The sequence below is a fragment of the Devosia sp. genome (assembly GCF_017307495.1).
GTDB lineage: Bacteria > Pseudomonadota > Alphaproteobacteria > Rhizobiales > Devosiaceae > Devosia_A.
On sequence record NZ_JAFKHE010000028.1, the window covers coordinates 12,597 to 36,132 of the forward strand.

Genomic DNA, 23,536 nt, shown 5'->3' on the forward strand with positions numbered 1-23,536 from the left:
GCAGCGCGAGCGACAGGGCCGCTGAGCCTGCCGCTCCCCTCCCGCCCTGAGGGGAGGGGTTGGGGGTGGGGGTCCATCGGTGATCACCTGGCCACCCCCTCCCTCGATCCCTCCCCTCAAGGGGGAGGGAGGCACACCGTCCCCCAGTCAGGTCGGCGGCGTGCCGTTCTGGTGCAGCACGTGGCCGGCGAGGTAGAGCGAGCCGGCAAAGACCACGCGCATCGGGTGGCCGAGCGCCGCTGCGGCGGCGAGCGCGTTGAGGATCGACGCCGATTCCACCGCATCGAACCCGGCTGCTCGCGCCTCGGCAGCGATGGCGGCGGCGGGATGCGCGTTCGGCTCGCCCGGGATGGTGAGGGCGAAGACCTTCTCGGGCATGCCGGCGAAGGGGGCGAGGAAATCGGCGGGCTTGCGCGTGTTCATCAGGCCCATGATCAGCACCATGGGCAGGTGGCGATTGTCGTCCATCTGTCTCAGCGCCAGGGCCAGGGCGGCGGCGCCGTGGGCGTTGTGGCCGCCGTCGAGCCAGAGTTCGGAACCCTCGGGCAGCATCTGCAGCAGCGTGCCATGCACGGGCGCGAGACGGGCCGGCCATTGGACCGAACGCAGGCCCTCGGCAATCTGCGCCTCGCTCACCGGCAGGCCGAAATGGCGGGTCGCGGCAATGGCGAGCGCGGCGTTGTCGAACTGGTGCGGCCCGATCAGCGCCGGCGGCGGCAGGTCGAGCAGCCCTTGCTCGTCGTGGTAGACCAGCCGGCCATCCTCGGGGCGGCCGTCGAAGTCCTCGCCCATCACCAGCGGGGTGATGCCGAGCCTGGCCGCCCGGCGCACCAGCACGTCGCGGCCCTCGGCGCGCTGGCGGCCGAACACGGCCCTGGCGCCGCGCTTGAGGATGCCGGCCTTGCTCACCGCGATCTCGCCCACCGTGTTGCCGAGGAAGGCCTGGTGGTCGTAGTCGACGGGCGTGATGACGACGCCCAGCGGGTGCTTGACGACGTTCGAAGCGTCATAGGTGCCGCCCATGCCGGTCTCGAGCAGCAGGTAATCCGCCTTCACCTCGGCAAACAGCTTGAATGCCGCGGCCGTGGTGATCTCGAAGAAGGTGATCGGATCGCCGCCGTTCGCCTCTTCACAGAACAGCAGAGCCTGGTTGAGCTTGCGCGACGACACCAGCTTGCCGGCGAGGCGAATGCGCTCGTTGAAGCGTACGAGGTGCGGCGAGGTCATCACATGCACCTTCTTGCCCGAGGCCTCGAGGAAGGCGCGCAGATACGCGATGGTCGAGCCCTTGCCGTTGGTGCCGGCCACGTGGATCACCGGCGGCAGGTGGTCCTCCGGATGGCCGATCTTGCCCAGCAGCCGCTCGATGCGATCGAGGCTCAGGTCGATAAGCTTTGGATGCAGCGCGAGGAGGCGCTTCAGGATGGCGTCGGTGCGGGACACGGGAACCAGATTCTCGAACAGCAGCATGGCGCGCTTCTAGCACCCCGATATCGCTCGATGAAGGGCGTGCCGTTACTCGGCGTGCGCGGCCTCCGGCACGCCGACGAGGTCGTCGCCGGCACCGGCCGCCACCGGGGTCGCGAGGCGGGCCGGGGCGCTTTCGCTCAGTTCCTCGCGCTGCGGCGCCTTGGTCAGGAGCCCGACGATGGAACCGATGGTCTCGCGCAGGTTGTGGCGGTGGACGACCATGTCGACCATGCCGTGCTCGTACAGGTATTCCGAACGCTGGAAGCCCTTTGGCAGCTTCTCGCGAATGGTCTGCTCGATGACGCGCGGGCCGGCAAAGCCGATCAGCGCGCCCGGCTCGGCCAGGTGCACGTCGCCCAGCATGGCATAGGACGCGGTGACGCCGCCGGTCGTGGGGTTGGTGAACACCACGATGAAGGGCAGTCCGGCCTCGCGCAGGCGCAGCACGCCGACGGTAGTGCGCGGCATCTGCATCAGGGAGAGCACGCCCTCCTGCATGCGGGCGCCGCCCGAGGACACGAAGAGGATGAAGGGCGTCTTCCGGTGCGCGGCGGTCTCGAGGCCGGTGACGATGGCCGAGCCGGCAGCCATGCCGAGCGAGCCGCCCATGAAATCGAAATCCTGCACGGCGACGGTGACGGCCTGGCCGAACAGCTCGCCGGTCGCGACCGTGACGGCGTCCTCGGCGCCGGTCTTCAGGCGCTGCTCCTTGAGGCGATCGACATAGCGCTTGCTGTCCCGGAACTTCAGCGGATCGGTGGCCACCTGCGGCAGCGGCACGGTGTCGTACCTGCTGTCGTCGAGGAAGGTCGCGAGCCGGTCGGAAGCCTTGATCTTCATGTGGTAGCCGGAATTGGGCACCACCCACATGTTGGCCTCGAGGTCGCGGTAGAACACCATCTCGCCCGACTCGGGGTCCTTGACCCAGAGGTTCTCCGATCCGGTGTCCTTCGGCTTCAAGAAGGAGCGGATGCGGGGACGGACGACGTTGTTGATCCAGTTCATTGCCTAGCCTGTGCAGCTGCCGCTTTGCCGGTGCGTTGGGGCACCGGATGCGGGCCTATATGGTGATTGTGGCGAATATTATCAGCATCGCTCCCCGTGGTTAAGCCACGGGGCTGGCCTTGGTAACCGGATTTGGTGGCTCAGGCGATAGCCGCCACACCGGACGGCGGCGGAATTTCGCGGCCCGCGTCTCGTGCGGCCTCGAGCCACATCTCGATGGCGTCCTGCACGTTTGCGATCGCCTCCTCCGGCGTCTCACCGTCGCTCATGCAGCCCGGCAGATCGGGCACTGTCGCAGCAAACCCGCCGCCATCCGCCGCAGACAGGGGCGAGACGATCACGGGGTAAGTGAGCTGGGTCATCCCGAGTACTTCGTCCTAGATACCTTGAGCACCACCGTCGCACTTAGGGCATCGTCTATGGTGAAAATCTGAGCCGTTCGCGCCGTAAACATGACCACACCCATCGCGCTCGCATTGCAGCGCCCACTGATTGTGGTCGGTGCCCCTGAACTCGGTCTTCCGCAGTAGGCGCTGTCTATTGCGATTGATTTCGCCTTCCTCCGCCACTTCGCCTTCCTCAGGCCGCCTTGGCCCGCTTCACGCCGCTCGCGAGGCCCGCGACCATGGTGGTCACTGCCGCGACCGTGCCAGCGGTGGCCTTGCCGTTGTCGAGCGAGCCGAGCACCGCGTTGCAGATCGCCGTGCCGACGGCGACGCCGTCGGATTCGCGACCGAACGTGGCAGCATCGTCGGCCGTCTTGATGCCGAAGCCGACGACCACGGGCAGGTCGGTATGGCTCTTGATCCGCTGGACGGCGGCGCCCACTCCGGCGTTCGCCTTGATGGTCGCGCCGGTGATGCCGGTCATCGAGACGTAGTAGACGAAGCCCGAGGTGTTGTTCAGCACGGCCGGCAGGCGCGCGTCGTCGGTGGTCGGCGTGGCGAGGCGGATGAAGTTGAGGCCGGCCTTCAGCGCCGGGATGCAAAGCTCCTCGTCTTCCTCGGGCGGCAGGTCGACGACGATCAGGCCGTCGACGCCCGCGGCCTTGGCGGCGGCGAGGAAGGCGTCGACGCCGAAGATGTAGATGGGGTTGTAGTAGCCCATCAGCACGATGGGGGTCTCGTCGTCCTTGCGGCGGAAGGCCTCGACCATGGCCAGGGTCTTCTTCATGTTCTGGCCCGCCGCCAGCGCGCGCTGGCCGGCGGCCTGGACGCCGGGGCCATCGGCCATCGGGTCGGAGAACGGCATGCCGAGTTCAATGATATCGGCGCCGGCAGCCGGCAGCGCATCGAGGATGGCCTGGCCGGTGGCGGGGTCGGGATCGCCCGCCATGGTGTAGGTGGCGAGCGCCGGACGGCCCTCGGCGACACATTTGGCAAAGCGGGCGGGAATGCGGGTGGTCATCTACTCGATCAATCCCAGGTAACGGCCGACGCTCTCGACATCCTTGTCGCCGCGGCCCGAGAGGCAGAGGACGATGGTCTCGTCCTTCTTCATGGTCGGCGCCAGCTTGATCACTTCGGCGAGGCCGTGGGCGCTCTCCAGCGCCGGGATGATGCCCTCAAGCTTGGTGCAGAGCTGGAAGGCCTCGAGCGCCTCGTTGTCGGTGATCGGCACGTAGGTGACGCGCTTGGTGTCGTGAAGGTACGAGTGCTCGGGACCCACGCCGGGATAGTCGAGGCCGGCCGAAATGGAGTGGCCCTCGAGGATCTGGCCGTCGGCGTCCTGCAGCAGGTAGGTGCGATTGCCGTGCAGCACGCCGGGGCGGCCGCCGGTCATCGAGGCGGCGTGGCCGTTCTCGACGTCGATGCCGTGCCCGCCGGCTTCGGCGCCATAGAGGCGAACCGACGGATCGTCGAGGAAGGCATGGAAGGTGCCGATGGCGTTCGAGCCGCCGCCCACGCAGGCCACGACGGCATCGGGCAGCTTGCCCTCGGCCTCGAAGAACTGGGCCTTGATCTCCTCGCCGATCACCGACTGGAAGTTGCGCACCATCTCGGGATAGGGGTGCGGGCCGGCGGCGGTGCCGATCAGGTAGTAGGTCGTCTCGACATTCGTCACCCAGTCGCGCAGCGCCTCGTTCATGGCGTCCTTGAGCGTGCCGGCGCCGGAGGTGACCGGGCGGACCTCGGCGCCGAGCATCTTCATGCGCAGCACGTTCGGCCACTGCCGCTTCACGTCGGTGGCGCCCATGAAGATGGTGCAGGGCAGGCCGAAGCGGGCGCAGACCGTGGCGGTGGCGACGCCATGCTGGCCAGCGCCGGTCTCGGCGATGATGCGGGTCTTGCCCATGCGCTGGGCCAGCAGGATCTGGCCGATGCAGTTGTTGAGCTTGTGCGAGCCGGTGTGGTTCAGTTCCTCGCGCTTGAAGTACACCCTGGCGCCGCCAAGTTGCGCGGTAAGGCGCTCGGCGAAATAGAGCGGCGAGGGCCGGCCGGTATAGTGCTCGCCGAGATCCTTGACCTGGGCCTGGAAGGCGGGATCGACCTGGGCGGCACGATAGGCCTTCTCGAGGTCGAGGATCAGCGGCATCAGCGTCTCGGCAACGAAGCGGCCGCCATAGATACCGAAACGACCCTGCTCGTCGGGGCCGTTGCGAAGGGAGTTGGCCCGGATCGCAGTCACTTGTCGCTAGCTCCTATGGGTGCGCGGCGCGCGCACTGTCGATGAAGGCCCTGATCAGTGCCGCGTCCTTGACGCCGGGCGCGGTCTCGACGCCGGATGAGACATCGACGCCCATTGGCCGAACGGCCCTGATCGCCTCGCCCACCGTCGCGGGAGTAAGGCCACCGGAAAGCATGAACGGCACGCTGGGGTCAAGCGCCTTGAGCAGGCCCCAGTCAAACGACACGCCCAGCCCTCCGGGCCGGTCCGCACCCTTGGGCGGCTTGGCGTCGAGCAGGATCCGGTCGGCCGCCTCGACGAAGTCGGCGACCCGCGCCACGTCCTCGGCGGTGCCGATGGAAAGCGCCTTGAGAATGGCGATGCCGGCCTCGTCGCGGATGGCCTCGACGCGATGCGGGGTTTCCGGTCCGTGCAGCTGGATCCAGTCCGGCGACAGGGCCGCGACTTCCATCACCGTCGAGTTGTCCGGATTGACGAGGACGACGCAGGTTTCGACCCGCCCCCGGGCCTTCGAGATCAGCTCCTGCAACGTCTCCAGCCCGACATGCCGCGGACTGCGCTCGAAATGCATGAAGCCGACGATGTCGGCGCCGGCGTCTATGGCCGCGTCGAGCAGTGCAGGCGTCTTGATGCCACAGATCTTGACGACGAGAGGGTCCGGCATGGGAGGTCTTGGGTCAGCTGGTATGGGCGAAATCTTCAGCGCCGAGCGCCGAGTGCGGTTCGGGCGAGCGGCGAGCGAGCTCGAGCTCGCGATGCAGCCGTTCGGTCTCGCGCCGGAAATGGCGTTCGTCGCGGCGGTGCGAGCCCTGGGCGAACCAGGCCGCGACGCCGCCGAGCACGACGCCGACGAGGAGCACCGCGAACAACACCAGGAACAGCGGCACGCCGACGCCGGGCGCGGTCAGCGCTTCCACCGGGGCGAACGGATTGAAATTGACGACGACCAGTTGCCGGTTGGCGAGCGCGAACACGATCAGCGCCGCGCACAGCGGCACCAGCACGAACCAACCGACGACCCGCCTAATCATGGGAACTGCCAGACATCATTCGGCGCGATTGATCCGTTCTCGGATTTCCTTGCCGGCCTTGAACTGCGGCACGTACTTCTCGCCCACGTCCACGGTCTCGCCGGTCCGGGGGTTGCGCCCGACGCGGGCCGGACGGTTCTTGACCGAGAAGGCGCCGAAACCGCGCAACTCGACCCGGTCACCCCGCGCCATCGCGTCGCCGACCTCATCGAGGATGGCGTTGACGATGTTCTCGATATCCCGCTGGAACAGATGCGGATTTTCTTCGGACAGTCGCTGCACGAGTTCGGACTTGATCATACCGCCCCCCGGCGCTTCCTACGGACAATGAATGTCACATCGGCTGCTGAGCGTGCCAAAGCGAGACCAGCCCGTCAAGCGACATCGCCTCGCCTACGCCGGAACGGACCACCTCGGCCGCGCTCCGGCCCAGCCAGCGGGTGATCCCGCCCCAGCCGGCCTCGGGCCGCGGGAAGTAGTCCACGACCGGCAGGTCGGCCGGCACCTGCTTGTCAGACTCGAGCCAGGCAACGGCCTCGGCCTCGCCGCCAATGGCGTCAATCAGCCGCGTCTCGATGCCTTTCCGCCCAGTGATGATGCGGCCGTCGGCGAGAGCCAGCGTCTCGGGCCGCGACAGCCCGCGACGCTCCGAAACGATGTCGACGAACCACACGAACGAATCGTTGACCAGTGCCTGCAGCGAGGCGCGCACCTCACCCTGCATGGGCTCGTTGAGGTCGGGCTCGGCCTTGAGCGGTCCGGTTGACACCTTGTCCAGGGCGATGCCGATGGTAGACAGCAGCTTGCCGGCATCGACATGCTGGTAGAGCACGCCGATCGAGCCGACGATCGACAGGCGGCGCGCGAAGATGCGGTCGGCCGCGATGGCGGTCATGTAGGCGGCCGAGGCCCCGAGCTCGTCGATGGTCGCGACCACCGGCTTGGTCTTGCGCAGGGTGCTCAGCGCCTCGTAGAGCTCCTCGCCGCCGGCGGTGGTGCCGCCGGGCGAGTTGATCGACACGATCACCGCCTTGACCGCGGCGTTGTCGGCAAGATCGGTCAGCACCTTCAGCCGCTCGCGGTCGGTGGTGATGGTCCCGGCAATGGTCACCCTTGCGATGCGGTCGCCGGGCGCACCCCCCTCGAGGGCGAAGCGGCCGGCGATGGCGATGACCGCAACCGCGAGCGCCACGAAGAACAGGACCCGCCAGGTCCGTCGCGAGCGCCTGAGCACGCGGTTGGCGGGAACCAGGTGGGCGGGATCGCCGGGAGTATCGGTCATGGGAGGCCTCGAGCCGAACACGTGGACAGCAGGTAGCCCGTGGCGGGGCCGCAATGCAAGCGGCCCGCGCCCCGGCGTGCCGGCGCTCATGGGCGCCCGCCGCGGGAGACTTCAGCGCCGGCGCGCGATCATGGAAATGGTGGCCAGGTCCTCGGGCCGGTTTGCCGGGGCGAGGCCGAACAGCGCGCGCACCATGTCGGGCAGCAGGGCCTCGAGGCTTGCCGCCGCGGTGGCGACGGGGCCGAACTGTCCGGCGAGCATCAGGCCGGCGAAGCCATGGGCCAGGCTCCACAGGGCCGCGATCTGGCGTGCCGACTGCGGCTCGCTCATCGGCTCGCGCCGTCCCAGGAAGGCGCCGACGGCATCGGCTGCCAGCCCGAAGCTTTCCGCCCCCGCCGCGAGCAGCCCGGGATCGTCAGGGCGGAGGCGCTCGCGCCGGAACATCAGGCCGAACTCGCCGGGATGCTCGAGCGCAAAGCGGACGTAGCCCAGGGCGGAGGCGATCACGTGTTCGGCCGAGCCCCGCTCGGCCCGTGCGATGGCCTCCCGCATGGTTGCGGCAAGCTTGGCCTGGGCGGCGATGGCCACCTCGGTGAGGAGCCCGGTGACATCGCCGAAGTGGTGCGCCGGCGCCGCATGGGAAACCCCGGCCCGTCGCGCGCAACCGCGCAGCGTCAGGCCTTCGATGCCCTTTTCGGCGAGTTCCTCGACCGCGGCGGCAAGCAGGGCCTTGCGCAGGTCGCCGTGATGGTAGGGCCGGGATTGGGCGGGGAGCGGCGCGGATTGGTCGACAGGGGTGATCATGTCCCTGACTAGCGCCGGATCATGACGGTGTCAAAATCAATCTTGACACTGTAAAGTTGATGACGTAGAGCCACGACGGGTCGCAAGGGGCGACCGGAGGGAGATGGTGAAATGCCGAGGATCCTGTTCTGGACGCTGGCCGGGGCGACGCTCGCGCTCTACCTGACAATGCTCGCCTGGTCGCTGCCGACTGTGTCGGCCGGGTCCGGAGGGCTAGCTCCGTTCGACATGCGGCCTGGCGGCTACAGCTTCGAGGAGGCGCGGCAGTTCCTGGCGTCACTGACGCCCGCGGCGGCACGATTCTACCGCGAGGTGCAGCATGCGCTGGATATCGCCTATCCCGCGCTCAACGCCTTGACGCTGTTCCTCGCCATCGCTGCCCTGCTCCCGCGTCGCCTTGGCGCCTGGCGCTTCGCATGCGCGGCCCCCGCCCTGCTGGTGGCGCCGCTCGACTGGCTCGAGAACGGCGCCGTCGCGCTCATGCTCGATGCCGGAGCCGACGGGGTGACGGCGCAGATGGTCGCGACGGCAAGCGGCTGGACGCAGTTGAAGTCGACGGCGACAGCCATCGCCATGTCCGCCGTGCTGCTGCTTCTCGTCGTGAAGGCGGGCCGGGCATGGGCCGGGCGCCTGCGCCAGCGAAACGTCAGTCGAGCCGCCTGACCATGTAGCGGGCGGTTTCCTCGTAGCTCAGCAGCTTGCCATAGAGCTCGGGGACGTCGGTCACCGCAAAGCCGTGGCGCTCCCAGAACGGGATGGAGCCGTTGACGGCAACCAGCGTCATGGTCGGGTAGCCCTCGGCGACGGCGTGCTTGTGCAGCGCCTCGACGATCCTAGACGCAGCGCCGATGCGGCGGGCCACCGGCAGCAGGCAGAGGTCGTGCAGGTAGTAGGTGTCGGGCTCGGCCGGCAGGCGCTTCAGCAGCGTATTGAGCGGGGGGAGCGAGGCGTAGGTCCAGGGGTGGCTCAGGACGTAGCCGGCCGGCTTCTCGCCGATCTCGAGCAAGTAGCAGCCGTGCTGGTAGAGCTTCAGGCGCTCGGCCAGCACCTCGGGGGACTCGAAGAAATCGACATGCACGGTGTCGGCAATGCCTTGCACCGCCGGCAAGTCGTAGGCGGTCATGGCGCGCCAGGCGACATCGTTCAAAACCATCGGCATTCCCCAAACAACGGCCGTACCCGCCCCGACGCTGACCGGCGCGTCCGCTCACCGAGGTCATTCCCGGTGGGCAAACGGGTCGAAGCGGACATTGTCTCAAACAAAGGGCCCGCACCAATGGTGCGAGCCCCGAATTCCGGATCGCGGACGTTCTCCCGCCCGCGAACGGCTTACTTCTCGTCGCGGCCCTTGAGCGCGGCGCCCAGGATGTCGCCGAGCGAAGCGCCCGAGTCCGACGAACCGTAGGCCGCCACGGCTTCCTTCTCCTCGGCGATTTCAAGCGCCTTGATGGAGAGCTGGATGCGCTGGGTCTTGCGATCGTACTGAGTGACGCGCGCGTCGACCTTCTCGCCCTTGGAGAAACGCTCCGGACGCTGGTCGTTGCGGTCACGCGACAGGTCGGCGCGACGGATGAAGGCGGTCATCTCGGTGTCGTTGATGCGCACTTCGATGCCACCGTCGTTGACCTCGGTCACGGTGCCGGTGACGACCGAACCCTTGCGGATGCCGTCGCCGCCAGCATCGGCCACGTCACCGACTGCCAGCTGCTTGATACCGAGCGAGATGCGCTCCTTCTCGACGTCGACGTCGAGCACCTTGGCCTGGACGACATCGCCCCGGTTGTACTCGTCGAGCGCCTGCTCGCCCGGCTTCTGCCAGTCGAGGTCGGAGAGGTGCACCATGCCGTCGACATCGCCGTCGAGGCCGATGAACAGGCCGAACTCGGTCTTGTTCTTGACCTCGCCCTCGACCGTCGACCCCGGCGGATACTTGTCCGCGAAGGTTTCCCACGGGTTCGCGAGGGTCTGCTTGAGGCCCAGCGAGATGCGGCGCTTCTCGGGATCGACCTCGAGCACCATCACTTCGACTTCCTGCGAGGTCGAGACGATCTTGCCCGGGTGGACGTTCTTCTTGGTCCAGCTCATCTCGGAGACGTGGATCAGGCCTTCGATGCCCGGCTCCAGTTCCACGAACGCACCGTAGTCGGTGATGTTGGTCACGCGGCCGGTGAACTTGGCGCCGACCGGGTACTTGGCGGCGATGCCGTCCCACGGATCGGCCTGGAGCTGCTTCATGCCCAGGCTGATGCGGTGGCTCTCGTGGTTGATGCGGACGATCTGGACCTTGATGGTCTCGCCGATCGACAGCACTTCGGACGGGTGGTTGACCCGGCGCCACGCGATATCGGTGACGTGCAGCAGGCCGTCGATGCCGCCGAGGTCGACGAACGCACCGTAGTCGGTGATGTTCTTGACCACGCCGTCGACCACCTGGCCCTCTTCGAGCTGCTGGACGATCTCGGAACGCTGCTCGGCGCGGCTTTCCTCGAGGATGGCGCGACGCGACACGACGATATTGCCGCGGCGCTTGTCCATCTTCAGGATCTGGAACGGCTGCGGGACATTCATGAGCGGAGCGATGTCGCGGATCGGACGGATGTCGACCTGCGAGCGCGGCAGGAAGGCCACGGCGCCCTCGAGGTCAACGGTGAAGCCACCCTTGACCTGGTTGAAGATGATGCCTTCGACGCGCTGGTTGGCGTTGTACATCTCTTCGAGCTTGACCCAGCTCTCTTCGCGGCGGGCCTTCTCACGCGAAAGCACGGCCTCGCCGACGGCGTTCTCGACGCGGTCGACATAGACCTCTACTTCCGAGCCGACCTTGATGGTGCCGTCACGGCCGGCGGCGCCGAATTCCTTGAGCGCAATGCGCCCTTCGGTCTTCAGGCCGACGTCGATGATGGCGAGATCCTTCTCGATCGCCACGACGCGGCCCTTGACCACGGTCCCTTCCAGGGGCTCGTTCTCAAGGAACGAGTCGAGCAGCAGGGATTCGAAGTCTTCCTTGGTAACAGTTTGAACTGCCAAACTAATTCTCCAGTTGCGCCCGGTGGCTGGTGTTGAGGACTCGGGCGCCATCGTCATCAAAAGTGACGATCCGGTGCGCCGGCGCGCGAGCCAAAACGATTGTCGAGATTGGTTTCCGCTGCCGGCTCTTGGAACTTGCCGGGGGACGAAAGCCGCAAGGTTTGGTTTAGCAGCTAGTTGTGCTGCGCCTTGCGCGCCATGACCCCGTCGACAATGGCGACGGCTGCGCGGAGTGCGGCTTCTATATCCAGAAGCGTGGTGTCCAGCAAGTGGGCATCGGGCGCGGGATAGAAGCCGCCGTTCGGGTTCGCCAGGTCACGGGCGTCCCGCTGTTCTATCTGGTGATAGAGGGCGTATCGATCAACCACCTGCCCGCGGGCCTCGAGCTGGCGGGCCCGCCGTTCCATGCGCGCCTTGCTGTCCGCCTCGATGAACAGCTTCACGTCGGCATCGGGCGCGATCTTGGTGCCGATATCGCGGCCGTCGAGCACGGCGCCGCCCGGCCGGAGGGCGAACTGGCGCTGAAAATCGTACAGGGCGGCGCGCACGTCGGCGATCACCGCCACCTTGCTGGCCAGCACGCCGATATCGGCGGCGGACAGGGCGACCGCGTCGAGATGGGCCGTGTCGACGGCGCGCGCGGCGGCCACGGCGGCCGCCTCGAAGCCCGGGGCGCCCTCGAGCGCGGCGACGGCGCGGCCCACGGCGCGGTAGAGCAGGCCGGTATCGAGATGCGGCAGGCGGTAGTGCCGGGCCAGCCCCGCGGCGAGCGTCCCCTTGCCCGAGGCGGCAGGTCCATCGACTGCGATGATCATGGGCTCTCCCCTCGCGCCACCGGCTATGGTCGCCTGACTAGCATCCGCCATCGGGGCGGGCCAGCCGGGGGGAAATCTACCCCCAGAGTTCGCGCGCATTTTGGGTTTGACACGAGAAAACTTTCACCCTAACCGGACCTCTCCCTGCGGGCCCTCCCCCCGCACATTGAAGAGGCAAGCAATTGGCCAAGGACGAACGCGGTACGAAGCGGGAAGACCCCGATACCGGCAAGAAGTTCTACGACCTCAACAAGGATCCGATCGTCTCGCCTTACACCGGCAAATCCTATCCGCGCTCCTATTTCGACAACCTCGTGGCCACGACGGCGCGCGTGAAGGCCGCGCCGGAGCGTGACGAAGAGGACGAGGACGAAGAGCTCGAGACGGAAGAGGCAGCCGATCCGGGTGCTCCCGAGATCGTTTCGCTCGAAGACGCCGATGCCGAGGAAGCGGGCGCCGACGAGGGCGAGGAAATTCCCGATGTCGAGGACGTCGAGGATGTCGAAGACCTCGGCGAGGACGAAGACGTGTTCCTCGAAGAGGATGAGGACGAGGACGAAGACCTCGACTTCGACGTGGGTGGCGGCGGCGGCGACGAGCGCTGACCGATGCCCGTGGGTGGCCTCGGGGGCAATTCCGCAGGCCACTTTCACATAGGTGTAAAAAACCCGCTTGCCACGAGCGGATCACCTAGGTAGATAGCACCCGCGCTGCGACGGAGACGCCGCCGCGCGAAATCCCAAGGCCCGGCCAGACCCGGGCATCCGGATGTGATCCATGTGATCGTTGATGGGGCCATAGCTCAGTTGGGAGAGCGCTTGAATGGCATTCAAGAGGTCGACGGTTCGATTCCGTTTGGCTCCACCAATCCTCAAAAGACCCCGGCACGTGCCGGGGTTTTTGCTTTCTGGCCGTACGGACGCGGGGCCTAGCCTTCGGACGGCGTCTCCAGCACCGAGCTGGCCGGAGCGGAGAGGTGCCAGCGGACGGCTTGGGTGGACCGCTCGAGGCTCGAGCGTCCGCCCAGCGACAGCGGCGTGACGCGGTCGAGGACGACGGTGCCGAACCCCCTCACCTTGGCGGGAGCTTTGGGTAGCGGCGGATCGAACTGTTCGAGCCACTCGATCTCGAGGGTAGGCTCCGGGCCGGGCTCGAGCCGCCAGGATACCGCGATCGAACCGCCCCGGCCGGAAAGGACGCCGTACTTGGCCGAGTTGGTGCCGAGTTCGTGGAACGCCATGCCCAGGCTCTGGACCGTGCTGGGCGACACGGAGAGGAGCGGCCCCGAAATCACGACGACATCCTCGTGGCCGAAGACCGAAAGCTGCTCCTTGACGATCTCGGCCAGGGTCGATCCCGACCACTCGGACTTCACCAGCAGATCATGCGAGGCGGCCAGGGCGGTGATCCGCTCGCGCACCTTGCCCTGGAACTCCTGGATCGATTGCGAGCGCAGGCCCGTCTCGCGGATCAGCGACAGGATGACGGCGTACTGATTCTTCACCCGGTGGTTGATCTCACGCAGCAGCAGGCGGATGCGCGCCTCGCTCTCGCGCGCCGCCGTGATGTCGCGGGCGATCTTGGAGGCGCCCACCACGTTACCCTGGGCATCGCGGATGGGCGAGACTGTCAGCGAGACATGGATGCGGGTGCCGTCCTTGCGCAGCCTGACCGTCTCGAAGCTCTCGACGCGCTCATTGGCGCGGATGCGACGGATGATCCCGGTCTCTTCATCGCGCAAATGGTCGGGGATCAGCATGGTGATCGAGCGGCCGATCGCTTCGTGCGCCGCATAGCCGAACATGCGCTCGGCCGCCGGGTTCCAGTCGGTAATGATGCTGTTGAGGTCCTTGGCGATGACGGCGTCAAACGACGACTCGATGATCGCGGCCAGCCGCGCCTCGGCGATGCGCGGATCGCCATGATCCGGCGACGGTCGTTCTCGGCTCTTGTCGTCACGCAACTGTCATTGCCCTTGCCCCCGGTCAAAACATGCTTTGCGCAGTTTGGTTCCAGGGGCAAGGCGCAGAAAAGAAGGCGAGGAGCCGGGACAAGCCCCTCGCCTTAGTGCTGCCGATGCTGGGGAGGATCAGCCGGCAGTAATGGCCGAGGCTTCGTTCACCTTGCCCTTGACGGTGTAGGTGATCGTCACCTTTTCACCGGCCTTGAGCTTGGAGAAGTCGCACTTGGGCGCGAACTGGTACACGGCCTTGTCGGCGAGGGTCACCGTGCAGGCCTTGGCGTCCATGGACAGGATGGCGCCCTTGGCGGTGCTGTCGGCCGCCAGCGCCATCGAGCTGGCACCAACGGAAGCAACGAGCATCAGGGGGATGAGGAACTTGCGCATGACGATCTCCTTTTCGTCGGGTTCGCCACGCTCTAGAGTGGCGGCCGAGGCGTCTTGCGTCGGCGTCAGCGAGACTGGTCCCGGCCGATTGCCTGCCCCTTTCCCCAAACTTACTTATTCGTAAGCCATCAGCCCCGGGTGCGGGTGTATGCTACCCGCGAACGCCAACGTTCGGGTGCCGCGTTGAAAGTCGTTGTCGCAGAGGACGACCGCACGTCGTCGGAATTCATCCGCAAGGGCCTGACCCAGGAAGGGCACAGCGTCGAGTGCGTCTACGACGGGCGCGATGCGCTGACCTATTGCCTGTACAACCGGTGCGACGTGCTGGTGCTCGACCGCATGATGCCCGGCATGGACGGGCTGACCGTCGCCAAGGCGCTGCGCGCCGCCGGCCGGACCATGCCGATCCTCTTCCTCACCTCGATGGGCGACGTCGATGACCGGGTCGAGGGGCTGCTGGCCGGCGGGGACGACTACCTCGTCAAGCCGTTCCACTTCTCCGAGCTGATGGCGCGCATCGTCGTGCTGGCGCGCCGGCCGCAGGTGGCCGAGGCGCCGAGCAAGCTCAGCGTGCATGACCTGGAGCTCGACCTGATGGCCCATACGGCGACGCGCGGCGGGCAGCGGCTCGACCTGCAGGCCAAGGAGTTCGCCATCCTGGCGCTGCTCGTCCGCAACGCCGGCCGGATCGTCACCAAGACCATGCTGCTCGAGCAGGTCTGGGACTTCAACTTCGACCCCCAGACCACCGTGGTCGAGACGCACATGAGCCGGTTGCGCGCCAAGGTGGACAAGCCGTTCGAGGTGCCGCTCATCCACACCACCCGCAACACCGGCTATTCGATCCATGCACCGCGTGGGTAGCATCCTGGCGGGAGCGGCGTTCCGCTCCGCCTGGCTATCGCTGCTGCTGTTCCTCGCCGTGTTCTTCATCGCCGGACTGGTGGTGGTGAGCCAGACCCGCAGCGAGGCCGAGAGCGAGATCCGCGCCCTGATCAGCAACGAGTTCCAGCTGTTCAGGGAGGCCTCCGCGAACGGCGGCGATTCGCAGCTTCAGGACCTGGTGGACGAGTCGGCGCGCTTTGCCGGGCCGCGCGATTTCGTGGTGGCGTACTACAGTGCCGACGCAACGCTGCTGGCGGGCGATGCCATCCCGCTGCCGGCCCCGGTGGGCTGGAGCACCATCACCACCGCCCCCCCGGGGGCGGCGCCCGAGCAATACCTGGCGCTGACCGAGCGGATCGGGGCGAACCTCGTGACCTTCGGGCGCACGCTGCGCTTCGTCCAGGTCGGATCGGACGCGCTGTGGCGGGCCCTGATGCTGGCGAGCGTGGTGGTCGGCATCGGCGCCCTCGGCATCGGCTACCTGATGAGCCACGGCGTTTCGGCCAAGCTCGACCGGATGGCGGCGACGCTCGAGCGGGTGGCGCGGGGCGAGAGCCGGGTGCGCCTGCCGGTCGGGCGCTCCAACGACCAGGTCGATCGCGTCGCGGTGCAGATGAACGCGCATCTCGACCGGCTGAGCGACCTGCTCGATACCATGCGCAACACAATCATCTCGATCGCGCACGACCTCAAGTCGCCGCTCAACCGCGCCTACATCCTGCTGCAGGAGGCGGCGGACGAGCGCGGCAGGCAGGGCCGTGCACGCCTGATCGAGGAAGCGCAAGGCGAGATCGAGCGGCTCAACGGCATCTTCGACACGGTGCTGCGCATCTCCCGCATCGAGGCGTCCGACGACCAGTCCGGCTTCGTGCCCTTTTCGGCCAACAAGCTGGTGGGCGAGATCTTGCAGACCTTCGAGCCGGTAATCGAGGAGTCGCGGCAGACGCTGGTCGCGCGCGAGTCCGCGGACGACGTGACGATCGTGGGCGACCGGCGCATGGTGGTGCAGATGCTGGTCAACCTCATCACCAATGCCTCGCGCTACAGCCCGGCGGGCGCCCGCATCGAGGTCGCCGCCGGCATGGACGACCACCACCCGGTGCTGGTCGTGGCCGACAACGGCCCGGGCATAGCCGAGCACCAGCGCAAGGCCGTCTTCGAGCCGTTCCGCCGGCTCAATCCGGAACGGGACGAGAAGGGCTCCGGGCTCGGGCTGGCGCTCGTCCAGGCCATTGCCACGCGCCACCGCGCCACGGTGGAGCTCGAAAACAACGACCCGGGCCTGCGCGTGGTTGTGCGCTTTCCGCCGGCGCCGCCGCCCAAGCTTGAGCATTTGTAAGTCTCGCGCCAGGACGAAGCAAAGCTGAGGGGCCAGTCTCGCCGCCGTCGATGCAGTCGCACCGGCCGCCGGCACACGCTCCGCCGACGTGTTCCATCCTGCGGAGATCACTCATGACCAAGTTCTCGAGCCTTTCGATCGTTGCCCTTGTCACCGCGCTTGCCATGGCGAGCCCGGTCTTTGCCGCATCGCCGACGTTCGTCAACGCCGCCCCCGGCACCGGGATGAGCGTCGATGCTTTCGCCAGCGAGCTCTCCGTCTTCAACGGCAATGAGATCAACGACCTGCTGCACGCCACCAAGGTGACCGTGTACAGCTTCAACACGGCCTGGACCGACAAGGCGGGCAAGGCCGTCGGCCTGCTGACCGACAACAGCGGGAGCATCTCGCGGCTGCGCGCGGCGCTGGACAAGAACCCCGAGGCGGTGAAGCTGCTGGCCGCCCACAATATCAAGGTCGACCAGGTCGTCGACATTATCGACGGCGGCAGCAACGTCCAGCTCTACATCCAGTAGGCCCGAGCGGGCCCTGGCTGCACGGGTGCCGCTCCGCCGGAGCGGCGCCCGTCCGCTTTCGGGCTCGACAGGCGGCGTCGGACCGCCTATATCGCGCGCCCCGCCTGCACTTCCCTGACCGGCGGCCCCCTCATCGGCGACCGGCGGAGACAGGAATGGCGCGGACCCATTGCGGCATGGATTTCGGCACTTCCAACTCCACCTTCGCGGTCGCGGGCGGCAACGAGCCGCCCCGGCTGTTGCCGCTCGAGGACGGCAAGCCGACCATCCCGTCGGCGATCTTCTTTTCGTTCGAGGACGACCTCGCCTATTTCGGCCGGCGGGCGGTGAGCGAATATGTCACCGGCGCCGACGGGCGACTGATGCGCTCGATCAAGAGCGTGCTCGGCACGAGCCTTTTCAACGACACCACGCGGGTGAAACGCGAGGCGCTGAAGTTCTCCGAGATTCTCGGTCGCTTCGTCGGTGAGTTGAAGCACCGCGCCGAGGCGAACCTGGGCCACGAGATCAACCAGATCGTTTGCGGCCGCCCGGTGCGCTTCGTCGACGACGACGACGCCGCCGATGTCGAGGCACAGCATCAGCTCGAGAGCGCCGTCACGGCGCAGGGCTTCCGCCATGTCGAATTCCAGTTCGAGCCCATCGCCGCGGCGCTTGACTACGAACAGCAGGTGACCGGCGAGGAGCTGGGGCTCGTCGCCGACATCGGCGGTGGCACCTCGGATTTCACGGTGATCCGTGTGTCGCCGGAACGGGCCCGGGCCAAGGACCGCAAGGCCGATATCCTCGCCACCGCCGGCGTTCACATCGGGGGCACCGACTTCGACCGGCTCCTGTCGCTCAAGAAGGTGATGCCGCTGATGGGCTATGGCACCGAGACGGCGGACGGCAAGCGTCCCCTGCCCTCGGCGCCCTATTACGACCTCGCCACCTGGCACCGCATCAACCGGCTCTACAACGCCAAGGTGATGGCCGAGCTGCGCTCGACCCAGCAGGAGGCGCAGTTCCCCGATCTCGTCGCCATGCTGGTGGCGCTGGTCGAGGACCGGCAGGGCCACCGGCTGGCCGGCCGGGTCGAGGAGGCCAAGATCGCGCTCAGCGAGGCACCGCTGACGCAGTTCCGCTTCGCCACCCGCGATGTGCGGCTCGAAACGACGATCGCGGTCGAGGAGCTCGATGCGGCACTGGCCGCGGCCAACGAGGCCGTTGCCCGGGCCATCGGGCGAACGCTGGCACATGCCGGCATCGGCGGCGATCGCATCGATACGCTCATCCTGACCGGCGGCTCGGCCCGGGTTCCGGCGGTGGCCAGCATGCTGCGCGGACTCTTCCCCCGGGCGAGGGCGGTGGAAACCGACGCCTTCGGCAGCGTCGGGCTCGGCCTCGCCATCGACGCCGCGCGCCGCTTCGGCTGACGCCCGACGACTTGACCGGAATCAAGGCCCTGGCCGCCCCGCCCCCTAGTGTTGGCCTGCTGGCCGATACTGGAGATGGGGGCGATGCGGATGTGGCAGGTGATCGGTCTGAGCGTGCTGGCCGCATTGGCGCTCGCCGGGGCCTATGCCCTGTGGAGCGGCGCCGAGTTCGAGGGACGCATCGCGGCGCTGCGGGCGCGGCTCGAGGCGGGACCGGCCGCGTCCGCGACGCCGGACCTGCCCGCGATCGTACGAACCTATGCCGAGCGCGCCGGGGGCAGCTCCGGCGGGCCGGCGGTGATCCACCTGACGCACGCGGCCCGGTTGGCCACGGCAGTCGGGCAACCGCCGTCCGACATCGCCGCCGACCAGTGGGCTTCCACCGCGATGCCGGGCATCGTCTGGCGCGGACACGGCAGCATGCTCGGCATCCCGCTGGTCGTGCTCGACAGCTACGTGGATGGCCATGGGCTGCTGGAGGCGCGCATCGGCGGCGCCATCCGTGCCGCCTACGGGGCCGGCGGCCCGTTCGACAAGGGCGAGCTGCAGCGTTACCTGTCCGAACTGCCCCTGCTGCCCGACGCGATCCTCAACAACTCCGCGCTGCGCTGGCGCCAGGTGGACGCAACCAGCGTGGAAGTCACCGCCGATACGCCGGACGGGCCGGCGTCGGCCCGGTTCAGTTTCGATGCAGGGGGCGATATCGTGGGCATAGTAGCCGACGACCGGCCGATGACGGTGGGCAACAGCACGCAGCCGACGCGGTGGGTTGGCACCTATGCCGGCTACCGGCAGTTTGGCCGCTATCGCGTGCCCAGCCATGGCGAGGTCGGCTGGCAGCTGCCCGAAGGCCTGTTCACCTACTGGCGCGGCGAGGTGACCAGCTACGAGCCCTGGCCGCGATCCGGGGGCTAGAGGAAGTCGTCGCGGCGCGGGGTGAAGCTGTCGATCAGCTTGCCGGCCTCGAGCGCCTTCACCCCATGCACCAGCCCGGACGGAACGATATAGGCGCCGCCCGTGCCGATGATCTGGGTGACGCCGTCGATGGTCACCTCGAACACGCCGTCGGCGACATAGCTCGTCTGCAGGTGCGGATGCGAATGGAGCGCGCCCACGCCGCCCTTGTCGAAGGTGAACTCGACCAGCATCAGCTCGGGCAGGTCGAGGATGACGCGCCGGCTCGAACCATCGAGCTGGGTGACCTTGCCGTCGCCGGGCTGGGCGAAAACCGTGGGAGTGCTCATAGCTTGTAGGCCTTCTTCACGAGGTTGTAGCTCAGGTCGCGCGCCACTTCGTGCGCCTCGTCCTCATCGAGCCGGTGCTCGGTGACCAGCCGCGCGAGGAAGGCGCAGTCGATGCGGCGGGCGACGTCGTGGCGGGCCGGGATAGAGGGGAAGGCGCGGGTGTCGTCGTTGAAGCCGACGGTGTTGTAGAAGCCGGCCGTCTCGGTCGCCATCTCGCGGAAGCGGCGCATGCCCTCGGGGCTGTCGTGGAACCACCAGGGCGGCCCGAGCTTCAGCGAGGGATAGACGCCGGCCAGCGGGGCGAGCTCGCGCGCATAGGTGCTTTCGTCGAGCGTGAACAGGATAATCGACAGCCCCGGCTCGGTCCCGACTGCGTCGAGCAGCGGCTTCAGCGCGCCGACATAGTCGGTGCGCGAGGGAATGTCGAAGCCCTTGTCGCGCCCGAAGCGAGCCAGCATGGTCGGCGAGTGGTTGCGCCAGGCGCCCGGATGGATCTGCAGCACCAGCCCGTCCTCGATCGACATGCGCGCCATCTCGGTGAGCATCTGGGCCCGGAACAGGGCGCGCTCGCGCGCGTCGGCCTGGCCGGTGCGCACGCGGTCGAACAGCTGTCCGGCTTCCTTGGGATTGAGGTTGGCGGTTTCGGCGGTCGGATGGCCGTGGTCGGACGAGGTCGCGCCGAACTGCCTGAAATAGGCGCGGCGCTTGCGGTGCGCCTCGAGATAGCCGTTCCAGTGCCCGGTGTCCTCGCCGGTCAGCTCGCCCAGCCGGTCGAGGTTCGAGGCAAAGCCGGCGAAGTCCGGATCGACCACCGAGTCGGGGCGGTAGGCCGGCACCACCCGGCCCTTCCAGCCGCTGTCACGGATCATCCGGTGCCACTCGAGCTCGTCGGTCGCCGCATCGGTGGTCGAGATCACCTCGAGGTTGAAGCGCTCGAACAGGGCGCGCGGACGATAGTCGTCGCGCTGAAGCAGTTCGGCGATGCGGTCGTAGATCGCGTCGGCATTGGCCTCGCCCAGCCGCTCGGTGATGCCGAACAGCGTCGCGAAGGTATGGTCCAGCCACATGCGCGTCGGCGTGCCGCGGAACAGGTGGTAGTTCCGGGCGAAGAGCCGCCAGATCGCCCGTCCGTCGGTCTCGACGGCGGCGCCGTCGGTGGTCGGCACGCCCAGGTCCTCGAGCCGCACGCCCTGGCTGAACAGCATGCGGAACACGTAGTGGTCGGGCACGATCAGCAGTTGCGCCGGATCGGGGAAGCTCTGGTTCTCGGCGTACCAGCGCGGCTCCGTATGGCCGTGCGGCGAGACCAGCGGCAGGTCGCGGATGCCGGCATAGAGCGCCCGCGCCACGGCGCGCGCCTTCGGCTCGGCATCGAACAGCCGGTCCTCATCGAGATACGCCGCAGCCACCCTCATCCTCCCCGAACCGGTTGGTTACTTAGCGGGTCGCACCATAGGAAGCGCGGCCCGCCACTGTCCAGCCCGGTTCGGCATGGGGAGCGTCGCTAGGAGCGCGGCATCGCGGCGATGAGGGCATCCAGTTCGTCGAACTGCTCGGGGTATGCCCCCGTGCTGCCCGAGGCAATGGCCTCGTCGAGCGCCGCCTTGCTCGGATACCGGTCGGTGACGACCAGCAGGGTCCTGCCGTCCTTCTCCTCGAAAGTGACCGTGGTCACCGATCCTCCCTCGGCGCCTTCCTCGTTGGTCCAGACGATCCGTTCTGCCGGCACCACCTCGAGGTAGCGCCCGAAGAACGCCATCGGCTCTGCCGTGCCGGGAACGGCAAACTCGAAGCGATAGGTACCGCCCGTGCGGGCATCGATCTCGCAGGAGACGAGGGTGATGCCGAACGACTTCGGCGCCCACCAGCGTTTCATCAGCTCCGGCCTGGTCCAGGCCTCGAAGACCAGCCGGGCCGGACCGTGGATCGTGCGCGTTACGACCAGCTCGAGGTCGGAGCGCCGCTCGGTCGTGGTCGCATGCCCGCTGGAAGTGGTTTCAGTCACGCGCTGGTCCATCTGCATTCTCCCTTTGCTGCAATTCCGCCACGACCTTGTCCAGTTCGTCGAAACGTTTGGCCCAGAGCTGGCGGTAGCGCTCGATCCACGCCGCCTCCTCCTCGAGCCGCTGGTGTCCCAGCCGGCAGGTGCGCACGCGCCCGACCTTCCGGGTGGTGACCAGTCCCGCGGCCTCGAGCACGCTGACGTGCTTCTTCATGCCCGTCAGGGTCATGTGAAACCGGTCGGCAAGCTCGCTGATCGAGGCATCCGAGCGCCCGAGCTGCTCGAGCACGCCACGGCGCGTGGCGTCCGACAGTGCGGAGAACGAGGCATCGAAGCGGGGCTGCGAATTATACTGAACCATACGGTTCAGTTTATAGACAGGCGCGGACCGGCGCACAAGGGGCCGAGTCCCCTCCGTGGGTGGTCAGGTTCCGTTGACCCGGTAGAGCCGTGCCATGGTCAGCACGTTCTGCACCACGCGGGCCCGCAACTCGGGCGGGCCCAGCACCTCGACGTCGCCGCCGATCCGCGTCAACTCATGGCTGGCCCAGCCGATCTCCTCGATCGGCACGTCGAACTCGGCCCAGCCGTCCGCGTCCGGTGTCACGGTCAGCGCTTCGATGGCCTGGCGGACCGTGTCGCTCAAATCCCGGAGCTTGCGCCGCCCGCGCTCGCTGGCCCGCACCCTGGCGGTGCCGACATAGATGTCGCGCTCGAACTGGCGCGTCGCCTCGACCCAGTGGCTGGGCAGGTCGAAGTCCTTCGGCCGGGTGAAGGTCTCGCCGGTCGGGCCGAGCGCCTGGATCTGCGACAGCCGGTAGGTGCGGATATTGCCCTCGCGCTGCGCCACGACGTACCAGATGCCGCCCTTCAGCACGAGGCCGAGCGGCTCGATCACCCGGTCCCGGGTGTCCGTCCAGCTCTCGTAGCGGATGGCGATGCGGGTCTCGCTCCACACCGCCTCGGCGACGAGCTTGAGGAACTCCGGCTTGTAGCCGGGCTGGAACCAGCCGCGCGGGTCGAGGTGGAAGCGCGAACTCATGCGGCGCGCCTCGGCCTGCCAGTCGGCCGGCAGCGCGGCGAGCAGCTTGAGCTCGGCCTGGGCCGCCTCGTCGCCGAGCCCCAGTTCGCCGGCCGGACCGGGCAGGCCGGAAAAGAACAGGGCGCGCGCCTCGGGGGCGGTCAGCCCGTTCAGCCTGGTCTTCCAGCCGTCGAGCAGGGCGAACCCGCCATTGCGGCCGGTTTCGGCATAGACCGGCACGCCGGCGGCGCTCAACTGGTCGATGTCGCGATAGACGGTGCGCACCGAGACCTCGAGTTCCTCGGCCAGCCTGTCGGCGCTGGTCCGCCCGCGCGTCTGCAGGATCATCAGGATGGTGAGTAGTCGGCTGGCTCGCATGAAATCTTCTCTACCCGATCAACCCTGACGGCCGATGTCAGAGTTATGCCGGTAGAGTCGTTTCGCAAGCGATAAGGAGAGTGGACGATGAATCTCGAGCGGGTGAGGAGCGAAGCGACACTGGAACAGGCAATGGCCGGAGCGTTGCTGCCGGACGTGGCGGCAAGGCCCCGGCGCCTCGGCAACTGGCTGCGGCTGGCGCTGGCGCGGCTTCAGGCCAACGCGCTGCTGCGACGTACGCTCAAGCCGATGCGGAAGACCCGCATCGACGAACTGTCGCCCTACATCCTCAGGGATATCGGCTGGCCGCCCCGGTGAGGGCGGCGCC

The 23,536-nt window shown here is 67.7% G+C and carries 28 protein-coding genes and 1 tRNA gene; 9 read left to right on the plus strand and 20 right to left on the minus strand.

Annotated features, from left to right (window positions below; genetic code table 11):
* Positions 1-147: 147 nt before the first annotated feature.
* From J0I99_RS17485 to J0I99_RS17530, 10 genes are all read right to left on the minus strand, one after another.
* Positions 148-1,470 carry a folylpolyglutamate synthase/dihydrofolate synthase family protein gene (locus J0I99_RS17485; protein ID WP_291398805.1) on the minus strand — a complete coding sequence of 441 codons (1,323 nt, stop codon included), beginning with the start codon at positions 1,468-1,470 and terminating at the stop codon, positions 148-150.
* 45 nt (positions 1,471-1,515) lie between these two features.
* A complete protein-coding gene (gene accD, locus J0I99_RS17490; RefSeq protein ID WP_291390475.1) occupies positions 1,516-2,475 on the minus strand; it encodes an acetyl-CoA carboxylase, carboxyltransferase subunit beta in 960 nt (319 codons plus the stop codon).
* 140 nt (positions 2,476-2,615) lie between these two features.
* Positions 2,616-2,837, minus strand: coding sequence for a type II toxin-antitoxin system HicB family antitoxin (locus J0I99_RS17495; RefSeq protein ID WP_291390474.1), 222 nt, complete (start codon positions 2,835-2,837; stop codon positions 2,616-2,618).
* Positions 2,838-3,054: 217 nt separating this feature from the next.
* Positions 3,055-3,882 (minus strand): tryptophan synthase subunit alpha, encoded by an 828-nt coding sequence (gene trpA / locus J0I99_RS17500; protein ID WP_291398806.1) that lies wholly within the window; start codon positions 3,880-3,882, stop codon positions 3,055-3,057.
* Positions 3,883-5,103, minus strand: coding sequence for a tryptophan synthase subunit beta (trpB, locus tag J0I99_RS17505; protein ID WP_291398807.1), 1,221 nt, complete (start codon positions 5,101-5,103; stop codon positions 3,883-3,885).
* Positions 5,104-5,116: 13 nt separating this feature from the next.
* The gene (locus J0I99_RS17510; protein WP_291390129.1) at positions 5,117-5,767 is read right to left on the minus strand and encodes a phosphoribosylanthranilate isomerase; all 651 of its coding nucleotides are present in this window, start codon (positions 5,765-5,767) and stop codon (positions 5,117-5,119) included.
* A 13-nt stretch (positions 5,768-5,780) separates the two neighbouring features.
* Positions 5,781-6,134 (minus strand): lipopolysaccharide assembly protein LapA domain-containing protein, encoded by a 354-nt coding sequence (locus J0I99_RS17515; RefSeq protein ID WP_291390128.1) that lies wholly within the window; start codon positions 6,132-6,134, stop codon positions 5,781-5,783.
* A 15-nt stretch (positions 6,135-6,149) separates the two neighbouring features.
* Complete coding sequence (locus tag J0I99_RS17520) at positions 6,150-6,434, minus strand: integration host factor subunit beta (RefSeq protein ID WP_291390127.1); 285 nt, start codon at positions 6,432-6,434, stop codon at positions 6,150-6,152.
* A gap of 34 nt (positions 6,435-6,468) precedes the next feature.
* Positions 6,469-7,416 carry a signal peptide peptidase SppA gene (gene sppA / locus J0I99_RS17525; protein ID WP_291398808.1) on the minus strand — a complete coding sequence of 316 codons (948 nt, stop codon included), beginning with the start codon at positions 7,414-7,416 and terminating at the stop codon, positions 6,469-6,471.
* 111 nt (positions 7,417-7,527) lie between these two features.
* Positions 7,528-8,220: a TetR/AcrR family transcriptional regulator gene (locus J0I99_RS17530; RefSeq protein ID WP_291398809.1), complete on the minus strand. Its 693-nt coding sequence runs from the start codon at positions 8,218-8,220 to the stop codon at positions 7,528-7,530.
* Positions 8,221-8,331: 111 nt separating this feature from the next.
* Between J0I99_RS17530 and J0I99_RS17535 the strand changes: the two genes are divergently transcribed.
* Positions 8,332-8,883 (plus strand): hypothetical protein, encoded by a 552-nt coding sequence (locus J0I99_RS17535; RefSeq protein ID WP_291398810.1) that lies wholly within the window; start codon positions 8,332-8,334, stop codon positions 8,881-8,883.
* On the opposite strand, the gene J0I99_RS17540 is transcribed toward J0I99_RS17535, so the two are convergent.
* The 3 genes from J0I99_RS17540 to J0I99_RS17550 form a co-directional block, all read right to left on the minus strand.
* Complete coding sequence (locus tag J0I99_RS17540; RefSeq protein WP_291390123.1) at positions 8,867-9,373, minus strand: GNAT family N-acetyltransferase; 507 nt, start codon at positions 9,371-9,373, stop codon at positions 8,867-8,869. The genes J0I99_RS17535 and J0I99_RS17540 overlap by 17 nt on opposite strands.
* A 176-nt stretch (positions 9,374-9,549) precedes the next feature.
* Positions 9,550-11,247: a 30S ribosomal protein S1 gene (gene rpsA, locus J0I99_RS17545; protein WP_291398811.1), complete on the minus strand. Its 1,698-nt coding sequence runs from the start codon at positions 11,245-11,247 to the stop codon at positions 9,550-9,552.
* Positions 11,248-11,420: 173 nt separating this feature from the next.
* Positions 11,421-12,062, minus strand: coding sequence for a d(CMP) kinase (locus J0I99_RS17550; RefSeq protein ID WP_291398812.1), 642 nt, complete (start codon positions 12,060-12,062; stop codon positions 11,421-11,423).
* A gap of 182 nt (positions 12,063-12,244) precedes the next feature.
* On the opposite strand from J0I99_RS17550, the gene J0I99_RS17555 reads away from it, so the two are divergent.
* Together J0I99_RS17555 and J0I99_RS17560 are read left to right on the plus strand one after the other, a co-directional pair.
* Complete coding sequence (locus J0I99_RS17555) at positions 12,245-12,667, plus strand: TIGR02300 family protein (RefSeq protein ID WP_291391809.1); 423 nt, start codon at positions 12,245-12,247, stop codon at positions 12,665-12,667.
* Positions 12,668-12,853: 186 nt separating this feature from the next.
* A tRNA-Ala gene (locus J0I99_RS17560) sits at positions 12,854-12,929 on the plus strand.
* A 61-nt stretch (positions 12,930-12,990) separates the two neighbouring features.
* Here the strand turns inward: J0I99_RS17560 and J0I99_RS17565 are convergent.
* Together J0I99_RS17565 and J0I99_RS17570 are read right to left on the minus strand one after the other, a co-directional pair.
* On the minus strand, positions 12,991-14,025 hold the full coding sequence (locus J0I99_RS17565) for a PAS domain S-box protein (protein WP_291398813.1): 1,035 nt from the start codon (positions 14,023-14,025) through the stop codon (positions 12,991-12,993).
* A 126-nt stretch (positions 14,026-14,151) separates the two neighbouring features.
* Positions 14,152-14,409: a DUF1344 domain-containing protein gene (locus J0I99_RS17570; protein ID WP_291391811.1), complete on the minus strand. Its 258-nt coding sequence runs from the start codon at positions 14,407-14,409 to the stop codon at positions 14,152-14,154.
* Between the two features lie 183 nt (positions 14,410-14,592).
* On the opposite strand from J0I99_RS17570, the gene J0I99_RS17575 reads away from it, so the two are divergent.
* The 5 genes from J0I99_RS17575 (at position 14,593) to J0I99_RS17595 (ending at position 19,478) form a co-directional block, all read left to right on the plus strand.
* Positions 14,593-15,273: a response regulator transcription factor gene (locus J0I99_RS17575; protein WP_291391812.1), complete on the plus strand. Its 681-nt coding sequence runs from the start codon at positions 14,593-14,595 to the stop codon at positions 15,271-15,273.
* Positions 15,266-16,633 (plus strand): HAMP domain-containing sensor histidine kinase, encoded by a 1,368-nt coding sequence (locus J0I99_RS17580; RefSeq protein ID WP_291398814.1) that lies wholly within the window; start codon positions 15,266-15,268, stop codon positions 16,631-16,633. The genes J0I99_RS17575 and J0I99_RS17580 overlap by 8 nt, the downstream gene beginning before the upstream one ends.
* 113 nt (positions 16,634-16,746) lie before the next feature.
* A complete protein-coding gene (locus J0I99_RS17585) occupies positions 16,747-17,148 on the plus strand; it encodes a hypothetical protein (protein WP_291391814.1) in 402 nt (133 codons plus the stop codon).
* 155 nt (positions 17,149-17,303) lie between these two features.
* Positions 17,304-18,563, plus strand: coding sequence for an Hsp70 family protein (locus J0I99_RS17590; RefSeq protein ID WP_291398815.1), 1,260 nt, complete (start codon positions 17,304-17,306; stop codon positions 18,561-18,563).
* A gap of 84 nt (positions 18,564-18,647) precedes the next feature.
* Entirely contained in the window at positions 18,648-19,478 is an 831-nt protein-coding gene (locus J0I99_RS17595) for a DUF6544 family protein (RefSeq protein ID WP_291398816.1), read from the plus strand.
* Here J0I99_RS17595 and J0I99_RS17600 read toward each other — a convergent pair.
* The 5 genes from J0I99_RS17600 to J0I99_RS17620 all read right to left on the minus strand — a co-directional run bounded on the left by J0I99_RS17600 (position 19,475) and on the right by J0I99_RS17620 (position 23,208).
* Complete coding sequence (locus tag J0I99_RS17600) at positions 19,475-19,807, minus strand: cupin domain-containing protein (RefSeq protein ID WP_291398817.1); 333 nt, start codon at positions 19,805-19,807, stop codon at positions 19,475-19,477. The two genes, J0I99_RS17595 and J0I99_RS17600, sit on opposite strands and share 4 nt — an antisense overlap.
* Positions 19,804-21,216, minus strand: coding sequence for a glucuronate isomerase (gene uxaC, locus J0I99_RS17605; protein ID WP_291398818.1), 1,413 nt, complete (start codon positions 21,214-21,216; stop codon positions 19,804-19,806). Before uxaC ends, J0I99_RS17600 begins: the two co-directional genes overlap by 4 nt.
* Before the next feature lie 95 nt (positions 21,217-21,311).
* Positions 21,312-21,812, minus strand: coding sequence for an SRPBCC family protein (locus J0I99_RS17610; RefSeq protein ID WP_291398879.1), 501 nt, complete (start codon positions 21,810-21,812; stop codon positions 21,312-21,314).
* On the minus strand, positions 21,805-22,170 hold the full coding sequence (locus tag J0I99_RS17615) for a helix-turn-helix transcriptional regulator (protein ID WP_291398819.1): 366 nt from the start codon (positions 22,168-22,170) through the stop codon (positions 21,805-21,807). Before J0I99_RS17615 ends, J0I99_RS17610 begins: the two co-directional genes overlap by 8 nt.
* Positions 22,171-22,233: 63 nt before the next feature.
* Positions 22,234-23,208: a YafY family protein gene (locus J0I99_RS17620; RefSeq protein ID WP_291398820.1), complete on the minus strand. Its 975-nt coding sequence runs from the start codon at positions 23,206-23,208 to the stop codon at positions 22,234-22,236.
* A gap of 87 nt (positions 23,209-23,295) precedes the next feature.
* On the opposite strand from J0I99_RS17620, the gene J0I99_RS17625 reads away from it, so the two are divergent.
* Complete coding sequence (locus J0I99_RS17625; RefSeq protein ID WP_291398821.1) at positions 23,296-23,526, plus strand: hypothetical protein; 231 nt, start codon at positions 23,296-23,298, stop codon at positions 23,524-23,526.
* The last annotated feature ends 10 nt before the right edge of the window (positions 23,527-23,536 follow it).